16 protein-coding genes are annotated in these 19,492 nt (G+C 61.2%); 14 read left to right on the top strand and 2 right to left on the bottom strand.

Annotation, left to right across the window (positions count from 1 at the left end):
- The 3 genes from BST13_RS35890 to BST13_RS35880 form a co-directional block, all read left to right on the top strand.
- A partial coding sequence (locus tag BST13_RS35890) for an NAD(P)(+) transhydrogenase (Re/Si-specific) subunit beta (protein WP_211296274.1) occupies window positions 1–402 on the top strand: 402 nt, incomplete at its 5' end.
- 403 nt (window positions 403–805) lie between these two features.
- Complete coding sequence (locus BST13_RS35885; RefSeq protein WP_158087263.1) at window positions 806–1,198, top strand: nuclear transport factor 2 family protein; 393 nt, start codon at window positions 806–808, stop codon at window positions 1,196–1,198.
- Window positions 1,199–1,493: 295 nt separating this feature from the next.
- Window positions 1,494–3,008 (top strand): MFS transporter, encoded by a 1,515-nt coding sequence (locus BST13_RS35880; RefSeq protein WP_083170686.1) that lies wholly within the window; start codon window positions 1,494–1,496, stop codon window positions 3,006–3,008.
- A gap of 568 nt (window positions 3,009–3,576) precedes the next feature.
- On the opposite strand, the gene BST13_RS35875 is transcribed toward BST13_RS35880, so the two are convergent.
- Window positions 3,577–4,632 (bottom strand): LLM class flavin-dependent oxidoreductase, encoded by a 1,056-nt coding sequence (locus tag BST13_RS35875; protein ID WP_158087262.1) that lies wholly within the window; start codon window positions 4,630–4,632, stop codon window positions 3,577–3,579.
- Window positions 4,633–4,743: 111 nt separating this feature from the next.
- Complete coding sequence (locus tag BST13_RS35870) at window positions 4,744–6,168, bottom strand: APC family permease (RefSeq protein WP_083170683.1); 1,425 nt, start codon at window positions 6,166–6,168, stop codon at window positions 4,744–4,746.
- A 470-nt stretch (window positions 6,169–6,638) separates the two neighbouring features.
- On the opposite strand from BST13_RS35870, the gene BST13_RS35865 reads away from it, so the two are divergent.
- From BST13_RS35865 to BST13_RS35815, 11 genes are all read left to right on the top strand, one after another.
- A complete protein-coding gene (locus tag BST13_RS35865; RefSeq protein WP_083170681.1) occupies window positions 6,639–8,081 on the top strand; it encodes an aldehyde dehydrogenase family protein in 1,443 nt (480 codons plus the stop codon).
- Between the two features lie 48 nt (window positions 8,082–8,129).
- Entirely contained in the window at window positions 8,130–8,429 is a 300-nt protein-coding gene (locus BST13_RS35860; protein WP_083170680.1) for a muconolactone Delta-isomerase, read from the top strand.
- Window positions 8,426–9,529, top strand: a complete 1,104-nt coding sequence (locus tag BST13_RS35855; protein ID WP_083170678.1) for a membrane dipeptidase — start codon at window positions 8,426–8,428, stop codon at window positions 9,527–9,529. The genes BST13_RS35860 and BST13_RS35855 overlap by 4 nt, the downstream gene beginning before the upstream one ends.
- Window positions 9,530–9,595: 66 nt before the next feature.
- Window positions 9,596–10,966, top strand: coding sequence for a flavin monoamine oxidase family protein (locus BST13_RS35850; protein WP_158087261.1), 1,371 nt, complete (start codon window positions 9,596–9,598; stop codon window positions 10,964–10,966).
- A 12-nt stretch (window positions 10,967–10,978) separates the two neighbouring features.
- Window positions 10,979–11,755: an SDR family NAD(P)-dependent oxidoreductase gene (locus BST13_RS35845; RefSeq protein ID WP_083170675.1), complete on the top strand. Its 777-nt coding sequence runs from the start codon at window positions 10,979–10,981 to the stop codon at window positions 11,753–11,755.
- A gap of 28 nt (window positions 11,756–11,783) precedes the next feature.
- Window positions 11,784–12,125 (top strand): cupin domain-containing protein, encoded by a 342-nt coding sequence (locus BST13_RS35840; protein ID WP_083170674.1) that lies wholly within the window; start codon window positions 11,784–11,786, stop codon window positions 12,123–12,125.
- A gap of 123 nt (window positions 12,126–12,248) precedes the next feature.
- Window positions 12,249–13,901, top strand: coding sequence for a phytoene desaturase family protein (locus tag BST13_RS35835; protein WP_083170672.1), 1,653 nt, complete (start codon window positions 12,249–12,251; stop codon window positions 13,899–13,901).
- Between the two features lie 187 nt (window positions 13,902–14,088).
- Window positions 14,089–15,462, top strand: a complete 1,374-nt coding sequence (locus BST13_RS35830; RefSeq protein ID WP_211296272.1) for an APC family permease — start codon at window positions 14,089–14,091, stop codon at window positions 15,460–15,462.
- 52 nt (window positions 15,463–15,514) lie between these two features.
- Complete coding sequence (locus BST13_RS35825) at window positions 15,515–16,345, top strand: DapH/DapD/GlmU-related protein (protein WP_083170671.1); 831 nt, start codon at window positions 15,515–15,517, stop codon at window positions 16,343–16,345.
- Window positions 16,346–16,654: 309 nt separating this feature from the next.
- Complete coding sequence (locus BST13_RS35820; protein WP_245839944.1) at window positions 16,655–18,235, top strand: long-chain-fatty-acid--CoA ligase; 1,581 nt, start codon at window positions 16,655–16,657, stop codon at window positions 18,233–18,235.
- Entirely contained in the window at window positions 18,232–19,404 is a 1,173-nt protein-coding gene (locus BST13_RS35815; RefSeq protein ID WP_083170669.1) for an acyl-CoA dehydrogenase family protein, read from the top strand. Before BST13_RS35820 ends, BST13_RS35815 begins: the two co-directional genes overlap by 4 nt.
- Window positions 19,405–19,492 lie beyond the last annotated feature (88 nt).

The raw sequence follows: 19,492 nt of genomic DNA, 5'->3' as shown, positions 1-19,492 counted from the left end.
CGCGGCGTCAACGTCCGCTTCGGCATCCACCCCGTCGCCGGTCGCCTGCCCGGCCACATGAACGTGTTGCTCGCCGAGGCCAAGGTGCCCTACGACATCGTGCTGGAAATGGACGAGATCAACGACGACTTCGACGGCACCTCCGTGGTCCTGGTCATCGGCGCCAACGACACCGTCAACCCGGCCGCGGCCGAGGATCCCGGCAGCCCGATCGCCGGTATGCCGGTACTCACGGTGTGGAACGCAGACAACGTCATCGTGTTCAAACGGTCCATGGCCTCGGGCTACGCCGGCGTGCAGAACCCGCTGTTCTTCCGCGAGAACACCCAGATGCTCTTCGGCGACGCCCGCGACCGCGTCAACGACATCCTCGCCGCGCTACCCGCCGCCGAGCGCGTCTAAGCCCGAAGCTTCTAGTCCACTCGGCGTTTGCCAGGTAGACCGTGCGGGTCGGCAGGCATCACGTAAGGGAAACCTCCGCTTGATACCAAGCGCTTAGTAACCTAACGTATGTACAGAGATCGCAGCGCTGGGACCCATGAGATGCGAGCACCTGGTCCAGTGCAGGTCCAGCCGAGCCATCGCCCTTTCAACCAATCGAGGGGGAGTTGCCATGAGGTGAAGTCTTCGCGAGGATCCGCTGTTTTCCGACGGGGTTGGCACATGACGTGCCCAACATAACGATGGATGGATTGTTTTTGGCCTTAGGGGCGCGCGACCAGAAATCGTAATGCGTCGTGGTGTAAGGGCAACGGCAATTCGATACGGAGATGAAATGGGATCAATGAAGCCTAATAGGACGGCCGTGGAAACCTTCAAGGGTCAGGTGGAGGCGGCCGTGGAGGCACGCGACCTTGAGCTATTTTCCACCTTTCTCGCTGAGGACTGTGTCTTTCGGGATGTCACCGAGCATGAGCCACGGGTCGGCCGCGAGAAGTTCGTGGAGTTCGTGAAAGGGCTGCTCGCCGATATGACCGACACGAAGAACGAGTATCTCAACGTGTTCAGTGACGGCGAGTTCGTCGCTGGTGAAGTTGCACTTCACGCGCTCTATCGCGGGGTAGGTGCGGCGCCAGGTGGCACCAGGGTCGTGATGCACTACTGCATTGTCGATCAGATCCGCGACGGACTTGTGCAGCGCGAAACGGTGTACTGGAATCCAGACGAGCTGAACCAGCAACTGCCTGCTGCGACGTAAGCGCGTTGGGGGAGAACTAGGTCGGTGTATAACCAGCCGCGACCTTGGCACCTGGTGGGTGAAGTTTGCGCGATGGTCAACGCTGCAGCGAACCGCTGACACAGAAGGCTCACCGGGAACCCCACTTTTGAATGCCCACCGTCCTAAGGGACTAAGCCACACCCTGTAACCGGTGCGCATGGGGACATGCATCGCCAGCGGTCACCGCAGGATTGGTGAGGCCGGCAGCACCGTGGACTGAACGCGGCGCAGCTGAGACGCAATACAGAAATAAGACTATCGGAATTCTGATCAGTTGCAGTTGCAGTTGCAGCTGCGGCCCGGGCGCGGCGGTCCAGAGGCCGACAAGTACGACAGGAGTACGCACTTGATTCGACAGCCCGGTGGTATAGGCAACACTCCGATCGCGGATCTCCATCCGGAACGGATCATGCTGTCGCCCAATGCGATAGCGGCCCGGATGGATCGCCTGCCTTCCGCCCGGATCCATTGGTGGCCGTGCTTGCTTGTACAGATGGCGTATGGGCTTACGACCGCCGCCGGAGCATACGTTCCCTTCCTGTACATCTTTGTGTGGTCCAAGGACTTTGGCCATTTGCAGTATGCCTGGCTCAGCGCAGTTCAGCTGGGGCTGGGTGTCGTGGTCGGCGAACTCGCCGGGGGACACCTCGCAGACCGGTTCGGCCGCAAGAAGACCATCGTCTGGGGATCCCTGCTCGCCGGGCTGGGTACGCTCGTCGGCGGCACCGTGGCTCCCAACTACGTCGGCCTCTTGATGGCGACTTTCGTGCAAGCTATCGGCATCGGATTCGTGTGCGTGGTCAGTGCGGTGTACATGAATGAATTTGTGCCACCGGATGTTCGCGGTCGCATCACCTCGGGCGCGCAAGCGACGACCGGGTTATGGGCGGTACTCGCCTTGGCCGCGGCGCACTACCTTGTGCCAGAGCACTATCGCACCTACATCTGGGGCCTCGGAGTGGCGGCAATCGTCGCGGCATGCGCGTTGCTCGCGGCCCCGGAGTCACCGCGATGGCTTGCGGCCAAGGGCCGGTGGACTGAGGCGAACCAGGTGGTCGAAAGGATCGAGCGTGCGGTGCAGCGGCAGCGAGGCCAGCTTCCTGAACCTGATCTACGCGAAGCGAATCCGCCGGTATTGCCCATCACTGAGCAGGTGACTTTGGGCGAGCTATTCCGGGGTGAATCACTTCGGAGGACACTGGTGGTCACCCCCGCATGGATTCTCGGATACAGCGGAATCATTTTCGGATGCGAAGCCTTCATGGCAGTGCATATGCAGTCCTATGGCTTTGCTGCGCCGCAGTTCTTCCTGGTCACCATCCTCATTTACGGACCCGGTTACGCCGCCGGCGCGCTTTTAGCTTCGTTGGTCAACGAGCGGGTCGAGCGCCGCACCCTGGTTTGCCTCAGCGCCGGAATCTTCAGCGGAGCGCTCCTGCTCATATGGGTCTTCTCGCACGTGCATCAGATTGATGCGTTGCTGTGGGTGGGGTGGGCGTTGGTGGGGACAGGGTCGGGGCTGTGGCTGTACAGCATGTACAACTACACCGCCGGAGCGTATCCGACCCGGCTGCGAGCCCGGGCGATGGGTTTGGCCGATGGGGTAGGCCGTACCGGCGCCATCTTTGGCCCAGTCATTGTTGTGGTGCTTGGTGATGCGACGGCTGAGCATGGTTTCTACGGGTTCATGTTGTACTGCGCGGTGGTCGGGGCGCTCGTGCCAGGTCTGCTCGTCGGATTTCTCGGGATCAGGCAACAGGGCGCCTCGCTAGAGAGCCTGTCGGATTGATCCGCGACACCGGTTGGGGATATTCAAACTTGGACGGGCAGTTGTGATCTCACTCGTGTAGTGCATGCCGGTCGATGAGCTGACCACGGAGGCGCGCAGTCCGAAGGCCCGTGGACATCGGACTGCAGGCGCAAACACCGGGCCGTGACAAACATACCCTGTCGTTCGCCGATCCAAGGGCGCACCAGCAACGCTCCGACTTTGAGGTGGTGGTCACCTCGGTGACAGGGCATCCGGCTCACCGCCGCGCGATACGCTTGGGTGCTGGCTGAGTCACTTTGCGTGGCGCAACAATCCGTCGCGGGTTACGCCTGCGAAACACGATACTTCACCGCGGCTCGTGGCCGCGGTCCCGGTCTACCTGCGCGGTGGCGTTGACGCAGGCGTGAGCGTCCAGGCCTGGCCCGCACGGATCGTGCGAAGCACAGACATCGACACCCTGGCTCGTAATGTGCACGGTTAACAAGGACGCGCGGCGTTCAGCCCGAGATGCCTACAGCCGGGTGACATGCCCCCACCGTCTCGGCTTCGAACCGGGCGAGAGGTCGGTGCTCGCGACCCGGGCAGATCAGCCGACATGCTCCATTAGTGTAACTAGATCGGCGAGCGCTTCGTTCTCCGCCCACGGCTGGTCCAGGCCGTAGAGCACTGCAACATCGGTTACGCCGGCGCGGCTGATCTCCTGCAGTCGCTCGGCCATTGCTTCGAGTGGCGCGGTCAGTGTGTGAGCCTTGATGGCGCCGGCAGTGACGAACTGGTCGTGTTCTGGGTTGCGTCCGATGTAGTTGTCGCAAAGCGCGCGGAACTGCTCATCGGGGTCCGGCCCGAAGCACTCGTTGGCCCATACGAGAAACTTGGCGTAGGCGCCGCGGACACCAGGGTCGACCTGGTCTGGGTGAAGGCGGGCGACCAGGAAGAATCCGAAGTGACCGGTCACCGCTGGTTGTACGCTCGCGATCACCCGTTGACTATCGACTGATTCGCCGGGGCGCAGAATGCAGAGCGGGCCCACCTCGGCGGTGAAGGAGAAGTCCTCGGTCGGTCGACCTGCGCTGCCCGCGGCTTCGAGAGCGGCGTTGAGCAGTATGCGTAGTCGCTCCGGATGAACTTCGCCGGCAGTCATGAGGCCGTCGCCGAACTCGCCGGCAAGGGCCGCGCCGCGGGGTCCTTGCGCGGCGATCTCCAACGGCTGTGAATCCTTGAGGTTGAGGCATCGGCGGCCGGAAGTGTTGAAATGGATCTTCTGCCCGTTGATTTCGGCCGACTGATGTGTGAGTAGCGCGCGCAATGCGGTCAGCTCGGTGCGAAGTTCGCGGACCTTGAGCGCGGGTTGCCCGAGCAGGCTGCGCGAGAACGAGCCGCTTCCCCAGCCAAGGCGCACGCGACCGGGCGCGATCCGGTTGATCGTGGCGAAGTGCGTGAGCAGCATCCCGACAGGACGAGTTCCCGCTGGGGTAATGTTGGTACCCAGACGAATTCGATCAGTTGCAGCTGCGGCCAACGCCATACACGCAAACGGATCACCATAGCCGATCAGCGGCGCATCGGGGAACCAGATCGTGTCTACACCGCGCTCTTCCAGCAGGCGAGCCTCACACCCGATGGTGGTGGGATCGTTGCCCACCACTGCTCCAAAACGCATCTTGTCGTCCCTCTCACTTTATCGTTCGAGCGCAAAGCCGTTGAGCCCCATTGCGCCGAGTCTGGATACTCACGTAGGTGCTCTCCATATATCTCAACGAGCCTGCTCACCAGACCGGGTTCGACCTCCCGCCCAGCGGGCACTCGCAGCCAACACGGCGGACACCACCGCGATCACGATTGGCGCGATATAGACCAGCGAATCTGACGGTGGGGCAGGTGGATTCAGCACTCCGTCGACATAGCACCAAACGAAGGCCGCGCCGCCGAGGACTGCTGCGAACCATAGCCCCGGGCGAAACTCTCGTGCTCGGACGGTCAGCACAATCGCGCCGGCAGCGATGAGTGCGTACGGCAGCACCCACAAATAGACAAGAAGCGTTGCGACCGCAGTGTAAGCGGCGGTTGCGCTGCCAGTGCGCGCGGTCTGCATCGATATCGTCAAAAAGCTGACAATCAAAACCGCGCTGATCGCGGTATTCGGGCTGTGGTGGCGCGGGTGAACACGTCCGATAGCCGCCGGTAACAGGCCATCTCTGGCAAGCGTCATCGCAAACCGAGAGCCGTAGCTGACGAATCCGACCAGTGCGGCGAACGTCCCGATCGCGAGCACGAGATCCGTTGCCGCGGCCACCGATGAACCCAGGCCGGCTTGCAGTGCAAGCGCTGCCGGTGCCGAAACACCCTCGGCCAACTGGTCGGAGGCAGCGATCAATCCGGGAGCTTGCAGCATTGTGATGAATGGATAGGCCCCGCCGAGGACGATGGGAACAGCCATGATGGCCAACGGGACGTTGCGGCGCGGATCGCGGGTCTCCGATGCCAAAGCCGCTGAGCTTTCGAAACCGACAAGAGCAGCTGCGGCCAATGCCATGCCATGCAGAGTGTGGCTGAAGCTGAAGTCACTGAAACTGAACTGCGCATTCAGCTCGAGTCCAGTGTGGAACGCACTAGCGATCGTGATGACAAGAACCAGGGGGACTGCCAGGACTGTGAGTATCACCGCGACCCTGATCGACGTATCCAGGCCGCGATAGGTGATGGCGGCGACAATGAGGCAGGCAGTAGCGAAGAACGCGATCTGCGCGCCGACTTCGAGCGCGCCGGTCAGCCCGAACGAACTGAGAAAACTGCCGAAAAAGATTCCGACGGCACCCGCCATGCCGGCAGATCCGCAGATGTATCCACACAACAGGGCAGCGCCTGTCAGAATACGCGCCCACGGACCGAACACCTCGCCGACGTAGGAATACAACGAACCAGAAGCGACGTAGCGGCGCGCGAACTCGATGATTGCGCGACCGATGAAAATGAGGGCGAAAGTGGCAAGCAGTGAACTCTGCCATCCAGTGATACCGGAGACGCTGACGACCAACAGCGGCATGATCGCGATACCGACCGCTGGGACATAGGACGACAACGCGAGCGAAACGAGTGCTCGCCGACTAAGGTGCCCCGACTCCAAGTCAGCGGGTACCGGCGATTCGGGGCTCCCCTTGGACGCTGATGTGGTGGTCATAGTGCCGACTCGACGGCTGGACGCGTTCGCGCGGGAGCACATTGGCGCATGGAGGTTCCTTTCGAAGGGGCGAATCGACCATTGGTCAGCGATGCAAACACATCGAGCTAAACGAGCGCTCGCTTAGTGAGTGTGACCGTGCTCACGGTTTACGTCAAGGGGAGTACCCAAGTTCGCCGTTGCCGAGTGATGTTCCGGCCAGCTGGCGTCCTGCCCGGGCGTGGCGCATACCTTCCTGCATGCCACGCGTGTCGCCGCTTCTTACTAGTGTGGCGCAGCGGCGCGGCGGCAGCCGCGAAATCGAGTTGGCGCCTCAGAGCCGCAATCTCTTGTAAATGAGCGCTTAGTTTCGTAGGGTGTGGGCATCTGTCTGGGCTTGGGTGCGACGTGTTGTCGGGCCTGCGGTGTTGGTGTTATTTGGAGGTTTGAGCGTGGCGCATGAGGGTTTGAGTCGTCTTCCATTGCGGGGGATGTGGATTGGGGGCGTTGAGGTACGTGAGGGCTGTGAGTTTGTTGAGAGCGTAGAACCGGCGTCGGGCCGCGGTTGGGTAGCTGCGGCACAGGCGTCGGTTGATCACGTGGACGCCGCGGTAGCGGCGGCGCGTGGGTCCTTAGGTGTGTGGCAGTCGTTGTCGGGCACTGAGCGTGGTGATTGTCTATTGCGTTTGGCTGGGTTGATTGAGGCCCGGGCAGATGTGATTGGGGAATTGGAGGCGCGGGATACGGGTAAGCCGTTGTGGCTGGCACGGGCAGAGATTGCGGCCACGGCGCGGTGGTATTCGTATTTTGCGGGTGCGGCGGACAAGATTCAGGGTGCGAGTCTGGAGATGTCGTCGACGCGGTTTGCGCGGATGATTCCGCGGGCGTTGGGTGTGGTCGCGGTGTTGGCGCCATTTAACGGGCCGTTCTCGTTGACGAGTTGGAAGGTTGCGCCAGCGCTGGCAGCGGGTAATGCGGTGGTGATTAAGCCGTCGCCGCATACGCCGGTGACGGCCCTGGAGTTGGCGAGGTTGGCTTCGGAGGCGGGTATTCCTCCGGGTGTGGTGAATGTGGTGAATGGTGGCGCTGACGTCGGTGCTGCCTTAGTGGGGCACCCCGGCGTCGCGGCGATCGGGTTCACCGGGAGTTCGAAAGTCGGCCGTGAGATTGCAGCGGCGGCGGGTGGGTCCCTGAAGCGAGTCGTTGTTGAGGCAGGTGGTAAGTCGCCGTTGATTGTGTTTGATGACGCCGACTTAGATGCGGTTGTACCGGCGGCGGTGGCGGGTATTTGGGGTGCAGGCGGGCAGAGTTGTGTGGCTCCGTCGCGGTTCATTGTGCAGCGCGGTGTTCATGATGAGTTTGTTGAGCGGATGTCAAAGCGGTTGGCGATGTTGCGCGTGGGGGATCCGTTTTTGGAAGGGACCCAGATTGGTCCGTTAACGACGGCTGAGCAGCATGAGCGGGTTCGCGGTTACGTGGCGGCGGCTCGTGGTGATGGTCTTGAGGTGCTGTCGGGGCAGGTGTCGGATGAGTTGTTGGAAAGTGGTGGCTTTTATCATCCTCCGATGCTGGTTTTACGTGCCGACAATGGGATGCGTTTGTCGCAGGAGGAGATTTTCGGACCGGTTGGTGTGACGTTGCCGTTTGATGACGAGGATGAGGCAGTAACGGTGGCCAATGATACGGAGTACGGCTTAGCCGCCGGGGTGTATACGCGGGATGGTCAGCGGGCTCATCGCGTTGCGAATCAAATGGAAGCAGGGAGCGTGTGGGTGAATACGTATCGCGCCCAGCATTGGTCGTTGCCGTTTGGTGGATTCAAGCAGTCTGGTCTGGGGCGAGAGAATGGGCTGGACGTGTTACGAGAGTTCACCCAGGTGCAGACGCAGGTGGTGGACTATGGTTCGCCGGTTGCCGATCCGTATGCGTCGTGATTTGCAGTGTGAGGCTTCGGTGTTATTGAGGATTGGAGTGGATTTCTAATGCAGTATTTGGTGCGCTTGTCAGCCCATTTGCCGGAATCGCTGCAGGGCGAAGACCGGAAGGCCCTGTTCGCCGCCGAGCGTGAGCGCGGGCTCGCATTGCAGAGCGAAGGAAAAATAGCGCGCATGTGGCGGGTGCTGGGCCAGCGCGACGGAATTTCGTTGTGGGATGTGCAATCTCCGGAAGAGCTACACGCCGGTCTGTCGTCCTTGCCGGCATGGCCATATTGTGAAGTAGAAGTGATTCCTGTTGTGCAGCATCCGTTAGAGACGGAGTTTCAGAAGGGAGCTGGCTCGTGACGATTGAGGGTACGTTCGGGGTGCCGGTCGGTCAGAAGTTCGATGACATGATCTCGGTCGATATGTTGATGCATTGGGATGTCGCTGGATATCGCGGGCATATGCCAGCCACAAGTAAAGCTGACGTAGATGACTGGCATCCATATAAAGCGCGGTCGGCGCGAGAGATGTTTGAGAACCTGCGCGAGGGTGATGTGACGATGGCGCACGCCTCAGTTGCAATATGGCATAACGCGCGCGACGCTCTAAACATTGTAGGCAATTGGCGTCATCAAATTCTCGCGAATTCTGATTTAGTCATGCCGATCCGGTGTGCAGCGGATGTGGTGAAGGCCAAAGAGTCCAACCGCACAGGGATTCTGATTGGATTTCAGAATTCGGATCCCCTTGAGAACGATCTTAACTTGGTTGGCGCGTTCCGCGACTTGGGTGTGCTGTGTATCCAGCTTTCGTATAACCAGCAGAACGCGATCGCCGGAGGATCGTGGGACGATCCGGATGCAGGCCTGACGCATATCGGCAGAAATGTTGTCCGCGAGATGAATGAGGTTGGTGTGTTGATCGACCTATCTCATAGTGGTGAACGGACATGCTTGGAAACGATTCAACATTCAGAAAAGCCGGTTGCAGTGACTCATGCTAATCCCGTTGAGTTCTCGTCACAGGATGAGTGGACCTCTTACCGCAATAGTCGCAATAAGCGGAATGTGGTATTGAAGGAACTCGCGGCCGCCGGGGGAATGTTGGGTTTGACAACGTATACACGCTTATTGCCGGATCGGACCGATACGACAATACAGCGGTTCTGTGAGATGGCGGAGTGGACTGCCGAGCTCATCGGTATTGAGCACCTGGGGTTCGGCAGCGATTACGGGTACGGCTACAACCAGATTGATCGTGCGTGGGTGCGGCAGGGCAAGTGGAGTCGCGACGCGATTATTCAGTATGAGCCGTTGGCGTTTGACCATCCCGAGTGGTCGGGCCCGACGGGGATGCGGACGTTGGCTGATGCGTTGTTGGCGCGTGGGTGGTCGGCTGCCGATGTGAGTGCTTTCACTGGTGGTAACTGGTTGCGTTTGCTGGATGAGGTTGTTGGCTAAGTGCAGCTGAGGCTGGGCGACGTTTTGGTCAGGGAAGGGTGTGGGATGTCGGATTCGTGTGAGGTCGTGGTTGTCGGTGCGGGGCTTTCGGGGCTGACGGCGGCGTATCTGCTTCGGGATCGTGATGTCGTGGTGTTGGAGGCTGATTCGCAGATCGGTGGGCGTTCGCAGCGCACCGAACTGGGCGGCTGGCCAACAACGACAGGAGGTGAGGGATGGTACGACCCCAACCCCGAATCCCCCGAAAGCCGGCTGCTCTCCGAGCTCGGCATCAAGACCGTGCCGGTGCCGGGGACCCCGTTGCTACACACTTCCGACGGGTGCAGCGTCGAACTGTCGACAGCCGAACAGCTGGCTGACGATTTAGGGTTCTCTCCGGAAGCCCGTCCGGATTTCCTGCGGACCTTCGCCCGCGTCGCTGAAACCCTCGATGCTCTGAGTTGCCCCCAAACTGACGAACTGATCGGCAAGTTAGTCAGCGTCACCGGGATCGAGTGGATCGGGCCGGTGCATGACGAAGTCTTGGCCTACTACCGCCGTATCGCCGCCGTTGAAATGGGTGTCTCGCTGGAGAGCGATTCGGCGTTCTCGTTGCTGACCGGCATGCCCGCCTTCGGCGGCGCGTCGGAGGTCTGGGGTGACTTCCTAGCGGTTGAGGGTGGCGCCCCGGTGATCGGCTTGGCGATGGCCGAGCAGTTGCCGCGCCCACCGGTGACCGGTGCGCTGGTCACCGCCGTCGAGCAGAAAGGCCAGCGGGTCACCGTGACCTACCGGCACAACGGCCAGGACAAAACCCTTGACGCCGACCACGTAGTGGTGGCCACTCCGCACCCGATCACTGCTCAGATTGTGCGGCGACTTTCACCGACCAAGGCGGCCGCAATGGACAGCGTGCGAGTGCTGCCGATCGTCGAGGTCGTGCTGCTGCTCGCTGATGGCGGGCCGGTGCCGTGGGATGGCTTCTCTGCTATATGGACCATCGACAAGAGCTTCAGCGTGGGTCTGAACTCAAAGACCCATCAGATTGTGGGTGCCGTTGGGGAGCAGAAGCATTCGGTGATCAAGATGATTGCGGTGGGACCGTCGGCGGCACCCCTCGCGGATCGCACCGACGACTGCATCGCCGAGATATTTACCAACGACTTCATCAGCATCTACCCCGAAGCCCGAGACAAGGTTCGCGAACACTCGATCAGGCGTTGGACCCATGGAATCCCTGCAGTTGCCTTTGGATTCGACCAGCATGTTGGCGAGATGGTGAACCCAGTCGGCAACATCCACTTCGCCGGCGACTGGTGCGGATTCGTTGACGCTGCCAACCCCGCCGGAGCCGGCGTCAACGGCGATTGGGGAGGCTACGGCATCTGTGGTGGATTGCATCCGGGGGTGCGCGCCGGCCTCCGCGTGGCCGCCGAAATCCGTGGGAATAACTTGTGATTCGAGGTTCATATGCCTAACATCGCACAATCCAGATTCGCTGAACGCATATGTCTCGTCACCGGCGCAGCCACTGGAATCGGACGCGCGGTGGCCTGGCGGATGGCACACGAAGGTGCCTGCGTTGCGGTCCTGGACATCAACGGCGACCAACTCGAGATCACCCGAAAGGGGATCGAGGCAAGGGGCGCGAAATCGCATGCCATTACTGCCGATGTGTCGGTTGCCGACCAGGTGCGGGCCGCGGTCCAACAAGTGGAGATCCACCTCGGGCCGATCGACGTGCTGGTCTCCAATGCCGGCGTGCCGATCGTCGGGGCGATCGCAGACCTCAGTCTGGATGAGTGGGATCGGACGTTCGCGATCAACACCCGCTCGACTTTCGTTGTAGTCCAAGCGGTTCTGAGCGGGATGCGCAAACGGCGCAGGGGAGTCATATCGATCACCGCGTCGAGCGCCGCTCTGGTCGGTGAGGTCGGTTCAGCACCGTATGCACCCTCCAAAGCTGCGCTGGTCAACTTCGCCAAACAGGTGGCGGTGGAGAACGCACACCTCGGCATTCGCTGCAACAGCGTGTGCCCCGGTTGGGTAGACACACCGTTCAACGATCCGTCCTTCGCCAATGACGATGAGCGGCGAGAAACGGTGCAACGGCAGGTCCCCATGGGACGTGAGGGAACCCCTGACGAGCTTGCGGCGGCGATTGCGTTCGCATGCTCGGACGATGCTTCCTACATGACTGGGCACACTCTCGTGGTTGACGGCGGATTGACGCTCGGCCCCACATAGCGACCAACGGCAATCGAAAGGGCATCAGATGACCCACATTCCAGCACCAGCGGAGATGGAACCCACCCCGATCGTCGGAGCAACGATCCTGTCCGGTGAGCCGAAGGCGGCCGGGAGCATTCTCTATTCGACGCCGGATGGCCGAGGCACAGTGGGCCTGTTCAGCTGTACACCGGGGAAGTTTCGGTTCACGCTCGAGGCAGAGGAATTCACCCACCTGCTGGCTGGTCACATTGTGATCGAGACGGATGCCGGCGAGACGATCGACGCGACGGCGGGGGACACCTACATTCTGCCCGCCGGGCAAAGCATGCTGATCGATATCCGCGAGACGATCACAGACGTCTATCTGTCTTGGTCGGACGCTTAGACGTCGGAGTGCTCGCCGTCGAGGCGACACTCGGCAGTCCGCTGCACCGTTGCCGGCCGCGAATCCCGTCGGGTGCGGTGCAGCAAGAACAAATTGGCCTAACAGGAAGGTGGCCCGTTCAGAATGCTAGTTGGAGCAGGCCCAGACTTCGATGTCATCATCGTGGGCGGCGGACATAACGGTCTCGTAGCGGGCTCATACCTGGCGGGTTCAGGCCTCCGCGTCCTGTTGCTTGAGCGGCGGGAAACAATCGGTGGTCTCTGTGCGACCGCCGAATTGTTTCCGGGCGTGCGGGGTAACCTCGTCGCTAACTCCGCCCACAACTTCGAAGCCAAGGTATTGTCGGACCTCCGGCTTGAGCAGCATGGGCTGAAATGGACGGAATCGCTACGCCCGAGTTCCTTCATCTCGTTCCCCGATGGGCGGCGGGTGGTGTCCTGGCCGGATGTGGCGGACGTTCGCAAAGAGTTTGATCGGTTCGCGCCCGGCGATTATGAGGCGCAGCGTCGGCTTCTTGACGACATCATGGAATTGGCGACGGCGCTCGACGTATCGTTCTTCGGTCCGCCGCCATCATTCGCCGAAGTGGCCTCACGGCCGAAGACGGCTGCGCAGGAGGAATTATTTGCGAAGGTGATGTTCGGCAGCGCAACTGATCTGGTGCGTGAGCATCTGAAGTCCGAAGAGTTACAGTCTTCGCTGGCGATGCTTGCCGCCACGGGTAACTTCCTCGGTCCGGCTACCCCGGGTACGGCGTTTCAGCTGATGCACCGCGCCCTGTATCGGGGTAGCAGTGCGGTCCGGAACCGGCCGAAGATCAGCGCGGCGGCCGACTTTGCGTCACGCGCGCCCATCGGCGGTATGGGTGCCATCACTGAGGCATTGGCCAACTCGTTTCTGGCCAGAGGCGGGCAAATCCGAACCGCCTGTGCCGTTGAACAGATCAAGGTCGGCTCGAAGGGCGTCGAAGGTGTTGTTGTCGAGGGTGGCGAGGAGATCAGTGCTGGAGTAGTCGCATCCGCGATCAATCCGAAGACCACGATCCTCGACCTGGTCCCCGAGGATGCGATTGATCCCGATGCGCGATCCGCATTCGCCGGCGTCGGCATGGCCGGTTGCATGTCGAAGGTCTATGTCGCGCTGAATGACTTGCCTCAGTTCGCTTGTGCGACCGATCGCGCTGAGAATGACCTGCTTGCTCGTTGTGGTTTCCGGATCGGCATGACGCAGGATGCCATGCAACAAAGCTATGTGGCGGCCACCCGCGGCGACTGGTCAGGCGATCCGATCATCTACGGTCTGGTGCAGACCGCTGCTGATCCAACGCTCGCGCCCGAAGGACGACACGTCATGAGTCTGTCCGTGTCCTACGCTCCGTACCACCTCGCGGTGGGCGATTGGAAGTCGATCGGAAACACCTGGGCCAAGCACGTTCTGGGATTTCTGTCACCGCATATCTCAAATCTGGATCAGATCGTCGAGGATTATCGGTACTTGACACCCCGTGATTTGGAGAATGAGTTCGGCTTACTGGAAGGCCATGCGCTGCATGGCAACATCACCGCATCGCGCGCGTTCAACTGGCGGCCGGTGGCTGGCTTCAGTGATTACCGTGCGCCCGTTAGGGGATTGTATTTCTGCAGCAATGGAACATGGCCGGCATTGTATGTTTCGGGTCTTGCCGGTCACAATGCTGCGCACGAAATCCAGCGGGACCTCGCGGATCAGGAGCGCAGCCAGTTCGATGCCGGCGTGTTCGATGAAGGCTTCCAGTAGTCACTGATGGCCGAGTAGCGCCTTCATGGGTCGGGCTGTCGGTTCTGGCTTTATGAGTTCGAGGCGACTCCATGCCGTTGACCGTTGCGAGAAAGGAAATACGGTGGAAATAGGTGCTACACCGACAGAGGCTGCGGCCGCAACGAACGGCCGGGAGCCGTCGCGACTTCGTGGGAACCTCGGGACCATGCAACTGTTCTTCACGGTGTTGGCGTTCAATGCGCCGCTGTCGATCGCCGTGGGATTCATTCCCGTGGTCGTTGGTGTCGGCAATGGACTCGGAGCGCCTGTCGCCTACCTGGTCGCGGGCGCGTTGTTTCTCACCTTCTCCGTCGGTTTTACCTCGATGTCGCGGCACTTGCCCAACCCGGGCGGCTTCTACGCGTACATCACTGCGGGCCTGGGGCGCCTGGTCGGTCTTGGGGCGTCGTTCCTGGCCATCCTCTGCTACTACTTCATGCTGATAGCCAGCTTCTCCTACGGGGGCTTGGTTCTGACGGTATTGGTCGGGAAGACACTCGGCGGTCCCGACATCCCATGGTGGGTATGGGTGGCGGGGCTCGCTGTCGTCGTCAGCGTGCTGGGCTACTTCAAGTTGGAACTCTCGGCGCGTGTCCTGATCGTCGCGCTTCTTGCCGAGATCTGCCTGGTCCTGCTTTACGACGCGGTAGTTGTGTTCACTGGTGGCGCCGAGGGACTAGCGCTGGACTCGTTCACGCCGCCTGCGATGTTCTCCGGATCGGCCGGTGTTGGCTTGCTGCTGGCGATGTGCTGTTACGGCGGGTTCGAAGCGTCAATTATTTTTCGCGAGGAGGTGCGTACGCCGGACCGGACGATTCCTCGTACGGTGTATATGGCCGTGGCATTCGTGACCTGCCTCTACGTTTTCACCGCCTGGGTGTTTGTGCAGGCCTATGGTCCAGGCTCGGTGGTTGACGCCGCCGCTGCCGATCCGACCGGATCGGTACTTGCCAGCTTCGAGCACTACCTGGGCCGGCTGGCCACCGATCTCGTCACCCTGCTGCTGGTCACCAGCACCTTCGCCGCTATCCTGGCCGGTCACAATATCTTGTCCCGCTACCTCTACAACTTGAGCGTGGATCGGATCCTGCCTAAGTTCCTCAGCGCGGTGCACCCGCGGCATGGCTCGCCGCACCGATCATCAGCGGCGGTAACTGTGCTGAACCTGCTAGGGATCGCGCCACTGGTGATCTTCGGCGCCGATCCCACGATGCTCTACGCGGTATTGTTCGGCATTTTTGGCTATGTCCTGATCGTCCTGCTGCTGCTGACCAGCATTGCTATTCCGGTCTACTTCTGGCGCAACTCGATTCGGGTGAGCCGCTGGAAGTCGACGATCGCACCGGCAGTGGCCTTCGTCGGCCTGCTCGTCGGCACAGTCGTCGCCACCGCGAATATCGACGTATTGATCGGCGGCACAAAGACATTGGTCATGGGGACGTTCGTGCTGGTGTACGGCAGCATTCTGGCCGGAATTGGTCTGGCGCTTCTGTATCGCCAGAAGCGACCGGAGACCTACGCGCGAATCGGACGTCAGTAACCAGTATCGAGTTGGTGCTCATCGATACGGCCCCAGGCTGAGGGAGGAACTAATGGCTGGCACCGAACAGCTTGCCGAGACGATTGCTGAGATCTGGGCACGGATGCCCACCACACTTAATCGAGCGGAGTGGCGCGCCACTCGCGAGGCCGTCGATCTGATCGATAGTGGCAACATTCGTTGTGCCGATCAGACGGAGGGTGAGTGGACCGTCAACCTATGGGTGAAAAAGGCCCTCGACTTGTATTACCGGCATAGTCAGCCAACGACAGTGTTTGAGGCCGGTCCGCTGCAGTTCAGAGATCGATTCCCATTGAAGCGCGGCTTAGAAGTAGGGCAGATCCGGGTTGCGCCGCCCGCAGTTGCCCGGCATGGATCGTTCTTCGGCCCCGGGACCACGCTGGCGGCCTGCTACGTGCACCTCGGCGTCTGGGTCGGCGCAGAGACTCTGATCGACACCTGGGTGGCGCTGGGCACCTGCGCACAGATCGGTTCTCGCGTAAAGATCTTGCCATGTACCAGCATCGTCGGTTCGCTCCATCCGATCGAGGCCCGGCCGGCCATTGTTGAGGACGACTGCCATATCGGCAGTGGGTGTGTAGTGGGTGCTGGGGTACGGGTGCGACATGGCGCCATCCTGGCGCCCGGGGTCACCATCACCCCGGCAAGCCGAGTGGTCGACGTCAGCGGGGTTTCCCTGGAAACGAGTGGGAACGAAGTGCCCGAGAACTCCATCGTCATCCCCGGTACCGTCCCCGCGCCAGGTTCAACATCCGGGTCCATCGGCATCGCCGCCGCCTTGGTGATCGGTTGTCGAGATCCCCGACTGACGGCCAATGAAAACCTAGCTGCCGCGGTGGAGAAGATCGGGATTATCAGCTAGACACCGCGGTCGGTGGTACCCCACGGATTGAGTTTGCGGCACGTAACTCAAAGCTGTCGGCACACAGGCTGATTCGCAAACCGATCCCGATTTCGTCGGCTGCGTCTTGCGTCCACGGCGTCAGGATCGGCGCCTCCTGCATGAGAGATTACCCGCGGCTTGCCGGATTCGGCACAGCTCAGTAAGCTTAGTGACTAAGCGTTCATTCACCTCGGAAGGATGCAGAGTGCGGTTCGCTCCGACAGTTCCTGCCGTGCGCAGTGCGCGACACGGTTCGGGCCCGCTGACCGGGCGGGTAGGCACACGGAGATGGGGAACAAGATGACGGCGACCTGTGAGCTACTGTTCGAGAGCTCCACACGCTTTCCGGACAGGCCTGCGGTGATTGCAGACGGCAAAACGATTACCTATGCCGAGCTTGCTCTCAATGTGCGAGCTTCGGCCTCCTCACTCGCCCAGCAGGGTGTAACTAGCGGGCAGCGACTCGCGATCCTGATGAACAACGGGATCCCCTTCATTGAGGCATATTTCGCGGGTCTGGCGGTGGGAGCGACGGTGGTGCCGCTCAATCCACTACTGTCGGCCAAGGAACTTGAGCACGCGATCGTCGACAGCGGGGCGTCGCTACTCGTCACCAGCGGCGATCCCGCGGATGTGGCTTCCCCGGTTGCCGACAGAGTGGGTTGTCGGAGTCTGACTTGGGCCGAACTACCGCCCGCCTCTGGGCCGACTGAGCGACCGGCGCTCGCGGGCGACGACGACGCCGTGGTCATTTACACCAGCGGCACGACCGGAACGCCTAAAGGTGCGGTTCTGTCGCACTCGAACTTGCTCTGGAACGCCTGGATTTCGGCTTCGCCGAACCTATTCAGCCTTACCGAGCAGGATGTCATCCTGGCCGCACTTCCGCTCTTTCACGTGTACGGCATGACCTGCGTGATGAACGCGGGTTTCCTGGCGGGCAGTTGTTTGGTGGTCATGCCCCGCTTCCATGCCGAAGATGCGCTGCGACTGATGGCCGAGCACCGTGTCACCATCTTGGAGGGTGTACCTACCATGTACGTCGCATTGCTCGAAGCCGCGCGCGCCGGCGCTGCGCAGATCCCGACGCTGCGGTTATGCACCTCAGGCGGCGCACCGATGGCGGTTTCGCTGCTCACTGACTTCGAAGCGGCATTCAACACGGTGATCATGGAGGGGTACGGCCTTTCGGAGACCTCCCCGATGGTGTGCTTCAACCAGCCACACTTCCCGCGTCGGCCCGGAACCGTCGGTCGCCCGGTCTGGGGTGTTGAGGTCGAGATCGCCCGCGATGATGTTTCCGATCGAATCGAGTTCGTCCGCACCGGAGAACGCGGCGAGGTGGTCGTCCGGGGGCACAACGTCTTCAAGGGATACCTCGGCCGCCCGGATGCCACCGCCGAAGTCATGGTCGATGGCTGGTTTCGTACCGGCGATATCGGCATCAGGGACGACGACGGATACATCGCCATCATCGACCGCAAGAAGGAGCTCATCATCAGAGGGGGATACAACGTGTATCCCCGCGAGATCGAGGAGAACCTCAAGCACCACCCAGCTGTTGTCGATGCCGTGGTGATCGGTCGTCCCGATCCACGGTACGGCGAGGAAGTGGTTGCGGTCGTGCGACTGACGGCGTCCGCGGCCGACGATTCGCCGGCAATTCTGGATTGGATCTCCGAACGGGTGGCGCGCTACAAGCGTCCCCGCGAGCTCGTCATCCTCGATCAACTCCCGATGAGCGCCACCGGCAAGGTCCTCAAGCGCGTACTGGCACAACAGCTCTTCGGCCATGCGGGATCCGCCATGACGCCTCCGGTCGCCGTACACCAGGTGGCGACCAAGAACGGTACGGAAGCAGGAATATGAATCAGACGCAGGAGCATCTCGCCTTCCGGGAATCTGTGCGCTCCTTCATCGACCGTGACCTTGAACCTCGCTACGAATCCTTCATCGAGCAGCGGTGCTTCGCCAGGGAGATCTGGCGGATCGCCGGCAAGGCAGAGTTACTGGGCCTCGGAGTTCCCGAGCACCTCGGCGGTAGCGGTGCTCCCGACTGGGGATATCAGGCGATCCTCGGTGAAGAACTCGCTCGCTTCTCGCTCGCCGCGAACTCTTGCTTTGCGATTCATGTCGATGTCGTGGCGCCCTACCTTGTCGAGCTGGGCACGTCTGAGCAGCACCAGCGGTGGTTGCCGGGATTCTGTTCCGGCGAGCTGGTAACCGCGATGGGTATGACCGAGAGTGCGGGTGGTACCGATGTCGCGGGTATCAAAACCACGGCCCAACGTGCTTCTGGCGGTTGGGTACTCAACGGTTCGAAGACATTCATCACCAATGGCGGGTCGGCCGATCTCGTCGTTGTGGCTGCCCGCACGACTCCAAACGCCCGGTCGCGTGGCTTGTCACTCTTCGTGGTCGAGAAGGGCATGGCCGGTTTCACCGTCGGCCGCAAACTCGACAAGATCGGACAGCCCGAAAGCGACACTGCAGAGCTCTTTTTCGATGATGTGTTCGTGCCTGAGGAGAACTTGCTGGGGGAGGAGAACAGCGGTTTCAAACATATGATGGACCGCCTACCCCAGGAGCGGATCAGTGGAGCGGTCGCCAATCTCGCGCATGCCGCTTCGATCCTCGAGGACACCATCAGCTATGCCAAGGAACGCCAGGCGTTCGGACAAAGCATCGGGTCGTTCCAGGGGATGAAGTTCCACCTGGCAGAGATGGCGACCGAGATGGAAGTCACGCAGGCTTATGTCGACCGCTGTGTTGACCGCCACGTGCGGGGCGAACTGACTGCGGTCGACGCGGCGAAGGCCAAGTGGTGGTCCTCCGATGTGCAGGGTCGCGTCCTCGACGGTTGCGTCCAAGTCTACGGTGGCTACGGCTATATGACCGAGTACCGGGTCGCCCGCGCTTGGCGGGATGCGCGCGTCACGCGAATCTGGGCAGGCACCAACGAGATCATGAAGGAACTCGTCGGACGGAACCTCGGTTTCCCAGATGTGCGACATGCGGGTCGGGCAGGTTCCGAGTAACTGCTGAGGAATGCATTGGCTGAAGCCAGACTGAGCGGAAACCGCTGCCCACCAATTGAACTCACACGAACACCGTCGGGTGGGCAGC

The sequence above is a fragment of the Mycobacterium aquaticum genome (genome assembly GCF_002086485.1).
GTDB classification, from domain to species: domain Bacteria; phylum Actinomycetota; class Actinomycetes; order Mycobacteriales; family Mycobacteriaceae; genus Mycobacterium; species Mycobacterium aquaticum.
The sequence above is the reverse complement of the archived record's forward strand: the minus strand, read 5'-3'. Positions and strand labels throughout refer to the sequence as shown.